A 6923-nucleotide genomic window follows, 5' to 3' on the forward strand; every position below is an offset into this window, starting at 1 on the left:
ATATTGATGTTGATACTTTGGCTAAGGGTTTTGATAGGGAGGAAGCCTCAGTTAATAAGGCTTTACAAGCTGGCTCTGCTGGTGCTATAATTAAGAAAGAAAAAGTCTATAAGATAGCTGATAAGGACACAGAAGAGAGGCTGCAAGAAGTTTCTGATAGGGTTTATAAAACATTTAGCAAGGAACAAAAGGACGCTATAGAGGATTACACATATCTTTATTCAGGGAGAATTAATAATTACCTAAGGGGCGAATACTTAGAGGGTATAAGCAAAGTAGATATTGAAGACAAGGTGAAAATACTAGATGAGATTTTAGAAAGTAATAATCTAGGCTATGATTTGAAATTATACCGTTATGTAAGCAAAGAAGAATTTAAGGCACTTCAAGAAGGTGATTTCTTTAAAAATTATCTTAGTACGAGCATAGATGAAGAGGCAACAAATGATTTCGGTGATTTTAAGTTAATTATCCAAGCCCCTGGGGAAACTAAGGGCTATTATATAGGCAAAAATTCAGAAAATGATTATGAAAAAGAATTTCTAGTTCATAGAAAGACTAAATATAAGATATTAAATATAGATGAGAAAAAAGGAATATTGGAAATGGAGTTGTTAGAAGATGAATAACTATAAAGATTATATCCAAGTGCAAGATGTTTCCCATTTTTGGTTTTGGAAAAAGATGTTTTCAAAAGATAAAAAAGGAACATTAGAATATATAGAAAAAGAAAGAGAAAAATTTTTTAAAAGGCTTGACTGTGAGCCTACTAGGGAAAACTTGCTTAAGCTCTGCCCAACTGAGCAAGAAGAAGCTTATGTATTAGGCTTTTTAGTTAGTAAGGCTTACAGTCCCGAGGAGATAGAGGAGAAAAAAAGGTATTATTTATCTTTGGAGCCTTTGCCAGAAGCTAATGTACCTATAGGGCTTTGGAAGCATAAGGTCGAGCGTACATTTAGGGGGGCTAGCTTTAAGGATTATCCAGATTGTAAATTTTGTTACCTGGATACTTACAGGAAATTAGGGCGATTTTATTTTTAGGCTATTTTTAGGCTTAGGAACTTTTTATTAAAATTAAACACTTAGCTTTTTGTTGGGTGTTTTTCTTTTGTCCTGGATATGACGCTAAACTGTCTTTTTCGTATGTCAAACGTTACTTGACAAGCTCTATTGTGGACTATACCACGTTAATAAATGTAAAGGAGAAAATAAAAGATGTCGTAACCTTAGACGATAGGACAAGCGACCAGTGTGCAGTCTGTGCTGGTAATATTTATGATATTGAGGACGCCCCTATTCTTCCACGCCACCCTAGGTGTCGCTGTGTTCTGGTTGCTTATATTGATGTTGATACTTTGGCTAAGGGTTTTGATAGGGAGGAAGCCTCAGTTAATAAGGCTTTAACGTATAAAAGTGTAAAATATGAATGGTTAAAAAATTATAAAGAACCAAAAGTTACAGATATGAATTATTGGGAATACGAAGGTGTTAAATACTTTGTTGATGGGAAACACGTTGTATTAGATTATTCTTAAGAAGAAAAAGCAGTAGCAGAGTGGATATCTAAAAAATTTGGAGTTCATGTTCAAATTGTTCCAAGAGTTAATTATCCTGAAAATATTTCAACTCCTGATTATTTAATAAACAATATGAAGTTTGATTTAAAAGAAATAACAGGTTCAGGAAAAACAACTGTTGATAATAATACTAAGAAAGCCAAAAAACAATCTGAAAATATAGTATTTGATTTGACAAATTCACCTTTAACAAATGAAGAATTTTTCAGACAATTAACAAACGTTTATAAATATAACAACAGAGGATTAAAAATTGCAATAGTAAAAAATCTGATAAGCTTATTGATATATTAAAAAAATAAAAAAAAGAAGAAACCGAGCCCCTACGGAGTGCGACTTCTTCTATTTAATAATATTATATCATAAAATTAATTACTTTCAAGTATTAATATTATAAAAAAAACTAAATTAAAAAGAGCTAACGATATATAAAAAATTATAATTTTATGTTATAATGTAATAGAAATGAGGTAGAGATTTTAGTGTCACTACGCACCTTAAAAGGTATCTGAGATGACGGGACAGGCACACCGTCCATTTCACAAGTCATATTCTTTTGGATATGGCTTTTTATTTTGAGAAAGCTATGCTTGAAAAATATAAAAGTGTAGGATATAATAGAAATATGAAAAGAAAAAAATATATAGATAATAGTAAAATGTCTATAGCATCTAAAAGTTTAATAAATAAATTATCCCGAAAATTTAGAAGAAGAGGTGGAGTTATTATAAATGATGAATCTTCAATAGTTTATTTGGATTCTCGTAATGCTGAGGCTATTACTTTAGATGCTTATACAATATTGATGCGTGAAAAAATATCTATATCTGCACTTATTGAAGAACTTGAACATAGTGAACAATATTTAAGAAATGAGAATGACGGGTCAAGATTAGATGTAGTTAAAAATGAAATATTAGCTAAAGAAAAATCATTAAGATATGCAGATAGATATAAACTACCAAAAATAGAAATAGAATTTGTAAAAAAAGATATAGAGCTATATAAAAAAATATATAGGAGGTTAACAGAAGATGAAAGTAATAAAAACTCGTAAATTTGGTAATAGATTAATTTTAGAGTTAGATACAGAATTACCAGATAATTTTAGAAATAATTCTAACTTACTTATTGATGGGAATATCTATTTTAACGCTATTATTCCTATGTTTTCAGCTACTACATCAAGAAAAGATGTTTCTGTTAAATTTGAAAAAGAAGTAGACTTGTTAAATAAAGAGGTATCAATAATTTAATATAATGTACTAAACACTTAGCTTTTGTTGGGTGTTTTTATTTTGTACTGGATATGCCGCTAAACTGTCTTTTTCGTATGTCAAACGTTACTTGACAAGCTCTATGGTGGACTATACCACGTTAATAAATGTAAAGGAGAAATTAAAAGATGTCGTAACCTTAGACGATAGGACAAGCGACCAGTGTGCAGTCTGTGCTGGTAATATTTATGATATTGAGGACGCCCCTATTCTTCCTAGACACCCTAGGTGTCGCTGTGTTCTGGTTGCTTATATTGATGTTGATACTTTGGCAAAGGGTTTTGATAGGGAGGAAGTGGCAGACACAATTATTGAAAATAAAGAAAAAATAAATTATAATAAAAATGTAATTATTAGTCCTGGGATACATGGGGCTTTAAACGATAATAATGATCCTTATCAAATAAATAGAGATAAGCACGCAGAAAAATATTATAATTATGTAAGAAACAGGGATAAAAAGAAAGAAATATTAACAATAGCTATAAATACAGGTTTTAGAATAGAAGATATAGAAAAGATATATAATCATATTTTTATAAATGAGTATAATTTAGTTAATGATTTTAAAAGGTTTGACCCCGATTATAATATGGCTGAATCTTGGCGAAGATTGAGAGAAGGGAAAAATATTCAAAATCATGATTTTGTAATGTTAGAACATGAATTTTTTGAATATACGCTTATGAAACAAGGTTATAATTACAGACAAGCTCATGATTTAACCAATGAAATTTATAATTATTATGAAGCTTTAAAAAAATGGAAAAAAGAAAGAGGTGATTTATAATGATGTTACTTTTAGAAAAAATACAAAATTCAAGTATTACTGGATATTTTTATACGCCACAAAATTATGCAGGACCTGGAATTATTGAAATAGTTCCAGATACAGGAGAGGTTTATATTTTAGAATTATCATCATTTGATAAACAAGATGACAGCACCTTTTTTGCTAATAGAGCCAGAGGATTGGTAAAGCAACTTTGGGATTCTGGAGAATTTCCAGATAAAAAATTTTATGCCTGGGGATAGTTTAAAATTAATATAATATAACTTGAAACACTTAGCTTTTTGTTGGGTGTTTTTCTTTTGTCCTGGATATGACGCTAAACTGTCTTTTTCGTATGTCAAACGTTACTTGACAAGCTCTATTGTTGACTATACCACGTTAATAAATGTAAAGGAGAAATTAAAAGATGTCGTAACCTTAGACGATAGGACAAGCGAGCAGTGTGCAGTCTGTGCTGGTAATATTTATGATATTGATAACGCCCCTATTCTTCCTAGACATCCTAGGTGTCGCTGTGTTCTGGTTGCTTATATTGATGTTGATAATTTGGCAAAACAGTTTGATAGGGAGGAAGCCTCAGTTAATAAGGCTTTACAAGCTGGCTCTGCTGGTGCTATAATTAAGAAAGAAATAGTCTATAAGATAGCTGATAAGGACACAGAAAAGAGGCTGCAAGAAGTTTCTGATGGGGTTTGGTCTAGCTTGTCTGAAACTGAACAAAGGGCTATAAGTAAATATACAGATAAAGATTCAGGAAAAATTAATAATTACCTAAGGAACAAAGACTTAGGGGGAGTTAGAAACGCTAAATTTGAAGATGTGGTGCAAGCCTTAGATGCAGTCTTAGAAAGTAATAGGCTAGGCTATGATTTGAAATTATACCGTTATACAAGAAAAGAAGAATTTAAGGCAATTAAAGAAGGTGATTTCTTTAAAAATTATCTTAGTACAAGCATAGATGAAAAAGCAACAAAACATTTTGATCATGGTTATAAGTTTATTATACAAGCCCCTGGGCATACTAAGGGCTATTATATAGGCAAAAATTCAGAAAATGATTATGAAAAAGAATTTCTAGTTCATAGAAATACAAGGTATAAAATATTAAATATAGATGAAAAAAAAGGAATATTGGAAATGGAGCTGTTAGAAGATGAATAACTATAAAGATTATATCCAACTTAAAGATGTTTTAAACTTTAGGCATTGGCGTGTGATGAGGCAAGACAGAATATTAGAATTTATAGAAGAAGAAAGAGAAAAATTTTTTAAAAGTCTTGACTGTGAGCCTACTAGGAAAAACTTGCTTAAGCTCTGCCCCTTGGTGCAAGGCGACGCTTATGTATTGGGCTTTTTAGTTAGCAAGGCTTACAGTCCTGAGGAGATAGAGGAGAAAAAAAGGTATTATTTATCTTTGGAGCCTTTGCCAGAAGCTAATGTACCTATAGGGCTTTGGAAGTATAAGGTCGAACGTACATTTAGGGGGGCTAGCTTTAACGATTACCCTGATTGGCATTTCTGCTGTTTGGATACTTACAGAAAATTAGGGCGATTTTATTTTTAGGCTTAGGAACTTTTTATTAAAATTAAACACTTAGCTTTTGTTGGGTGTTTTTCTTTTGTCCTGGATATGACGTTAAACTGTCTTTTTCGTATGTCAAACGTTACTTGACAAGCTCTATTGTGGACTATACCACGTTAATAAATGTAAAGGAGAAAATTAAAAGATATTGTAACCTTAGACGATAGGACAAGCGAACAGTGTGCAGTCTGTTCTGGTAATATTTATGATATTGATAAAGCCCCTATTCTTCCACGCCACCCTCGGTGTCGCTGTGTTCTGGTTGCTTATATTGATGTTGATAATTTGGCAAAACAGTTTGATAGGGAGGAAGTGGAGGAGAAATTAATTGCGAAAATAACTAATTCGAAGTATAATAATATTAAAGAAATCAATTACCGTTCGTTGGTAGAAAATCGTATTGAATATTTTAAAGGTATTGAACCGAATGTAACTAAAACGTTAGATATAATTGCTAAAAATACTGGAGGAGAATTAGCAGGTTTAGATTTTAAACTTAAAAATTCAGAAAGCTTGTATAGAAAAGTAAAAGATGATGTTAAAGAAAAAAATATAACTTTTTCTAATGCTTTGTATGAAGTAAATGATATTTTACGTTATACTTTGGTTCAAAATGAAAATAATTTTACTGATACTTATTTTTTAGTTAAAAAATTTTTAGAAAAACAAGGATATAGTATTATGAGAGTAAAAAATACTTTTAAAAATAATGTTACCTACAAGGGAATAAATACTTTGGTAAAAGATGACAAGGGTAATATTTTTGAGTTGCAATTTCATACTCATAAATCTTTACATATAAAAGAAAATGAATTGCATGAATTATATGAAAAACAAAGAGTTTTAGATTTTAGTATAGATGATGTTTTATATAAAAAATTAATTCAAAAAATGATAAATTTAAGTAACACTATAAACATTCCTAAAGGAGTAGAAAGGATAAGGTAATATATTATGAAGCCTTCTTATTATTATTGTCCAGATTATAAAAAGTATGTTAAAGAAAAAGATGGTATTTATTATAAAATAGAGGATAAAAAAGAAATTCCAAGTAATTTTTATTTAAAAATAAATATCGGTTCTATATTTACTGAAGATATAACAGAGGAAGAATACTATGCTCAACTTTGTTAATGCTTTTTTCATTTCTTTAAAAGCTCATAGAGGGCAAAGAGATAAGGCGGGTAGACTTTATATTTTCCATATTATTTATGTTATGTTTAATACAAAGGGGATTAAGGGGAAAATTGTTGCTTTACTTCATGATGTTGTAGAAGATAGCGAAATAACTATTGATTTTTTAAAGTCTTATTTTGACGAGGAAATAGTAAAAGCTGTTGATGTTATAACTAAAAAGCCTAACCAATCATATTTTGATTATTTGAAGGTGGTAAAAAATAATAAGTTGGCAAGACAAGTTAAAATTTCTGATTTAAAACATAATTCTAATTTAAACAGATTAAATTATATTACAAATAAGGATATAAAAAGAAATATGAAGTATAAAAGGGCTTTGGATTTTCTAGGCAGATAATTAAATAGTAAATAAAAAAACAAACACTTAGCTTTTTGTTGGGTGTTTTTCTTTTGTCCTGGATATGACGTTAAACTGTCTTTTTCGTATGTCAAACGTTACTTGACAAGCTCTATTGTGGACTATACCACGTTAATAAATGTAAAGGAGAAAATTAAAA

Annotated in this window: 13 protein-coding genes; all 13 read left to right on the forward strand. The window is 30.0% G+C overall.

Features of this window, described 5'->3' with window-relative positions; all coding sequences use genetic code 11:
* Positions 1-629, forward strand: a 629-nt coding sequence (locus tag KMP12_RS06975) for an ADP-ribosyltransferase (protein WP_215757001.1), incomplete at its 5' end; no start/stop codon positions are given.
* The gene (locus KMP12_RS06980) at positions 622-1041 is read left to right on the forward strand and encodes a hypothetical protein (RefSeq protein WP_215757002.1); all 420 of its coding nucleotides are present in this window, start codon (positions 622-624) and stop codon (positions 1039-1041) included. The genes KMP12_RS06975 and KMP12_RS06980, both read left to right, overlap by 8 nt.
* 56 nt (positions 1042-1097) lie before the next feature.
* Positions 1098-1535 (forward strand): structural protein, encoded by a 438-nt coding sequence (locus KMP12_RS06985; RefSeq protein ID WP_215757003.1) that lies wholly within the window; start codon positions 1098-1100, stop codon positions 1533-1535.
* Positions 1536-1619: 84 nt separating this feature from the next.
* Complete coding sequence (locus tag KMP12_RS06990) at positions 1620-1871, forward strand: CdiA C-terminal domain-containing protein (RefSeq protein ID WP_371821685.1); 252 nt, start codon at positions 1620-1622, stop codon at positions 1869-1871.
* Between the two features lie 262 nt (positions 1872-2133).
* The gene (locus KMP12_RS06995) at positions 2134-2634 is read left to right on the forward strand and encodes a hypothetical protein (RefSeq protein WP_215757005.1); all 501 of its coding nucleotides are present in this window, start codon (positions 2134-2136) and stop codon (positions 2632-2634) included.
* Positions 2612-2833, forward strand: coding sequence for a hypothetical protein (locus KMP12_RS07000; RefSeq protein ID WP_215757006.1), 222 nt, complete (start codon positions 2612-2614; stop codon positions 2831-2833). Before KMP12_RS06995 ends, KMP12_RS07000 begins: the two co-directional genes overlap by 23 nt.
* 31 nt (positions 2834-2864) lie before the next feature.
* A complete protein-coding gene (locus KMP12_RS07005) occupies positions 2865-3644 on the forward strand; it encodes a structural protein (protein WP_215757007.1) in 780 nt (259 codons plus the stop codon).
* Positions 3644-3889, forward strand: coding sequence for a hypothetical protein (locus KMP12_RS07010; RefSeq protein WP_215757008.1), 246 nt, complete (start codon positions 3644-3646; stop codon positions 3887-3889). The genes KMP12_RS07005 and KMP12_RS07010 overlap by 1 nt, the downstream gene beginning before the upstream one ends.
* Before the next feature lie 22 nt (positions 3890-3911).
* Positions 3912-4808, forward strand: a complete 897-nt coding sequence (locus KMP12_RS07015; protein WP_215757009.1) for an ADP-ribosyltransferase — start codon at positions 3912-3914, stop codon at positions 4806-4808.
* Positions 4801-5211, forward strand: a complete 411-nt coding sequence (locus KMP12_RS07020) for a hypothetical protein (RefSeq protein WP_215757010.1) — start codon at positions 4801-4803, stop codon at positions 5209-5211. The genes KMP12_RS07015 and KMP12_RS07020 overlap by 8 nt, the downstream gene beginning before the upstream one ends.
* A gap of 330 nt (positions 5212-5541) precedes the next feature.
* Positions 5542-6177, forward strand: a complete 636-nt coding sequence (locus tag KMP12_RS07025) for a hypothetical protein (RefSeq protein ID WP_215757011.1) — start codon at positions 5542-5544, stop codon at positions 6175-6177.
* A gap of 6 nt (positions 6178-6183) precedes the next feature.
* Positions 6184-6363 carry a hypothetical protein gene (locus KMP12_RS07030; protein ID WP_215757012.1) on the forward strand — a complete coding sequence of 60 codons (180 nt, stop codon included), beginning with the start codon at positions 6184-6186 and terminating at the stop codon, positions 6361-6363.
* On the forward strand, positions 6347-6763 hold the full coding sequence (locus KMP12_RS07035; RefSeq protein WP_215757013.1) for a GTP pyrophosphokinase: 417 nt from the start codon (positions 6347-6349) through the stop codon (positions 6761-6763). Before KMP12_RS07030 ends, KMP12_RS07035 begins: the two co-directional genes overlap by 17 nt.
* Positions 6764-6923: the final 160 nt, after the last annotated feature.

It is taken from the genome of Gemella sp. zg-1178, assembly GCF_018790995.1.
Taxonomy (GTDB): domain Bacteria; phylum Bacillota; class Bacilli; order Staphylococcales; family Gemellaceae; genus Gemelliphila.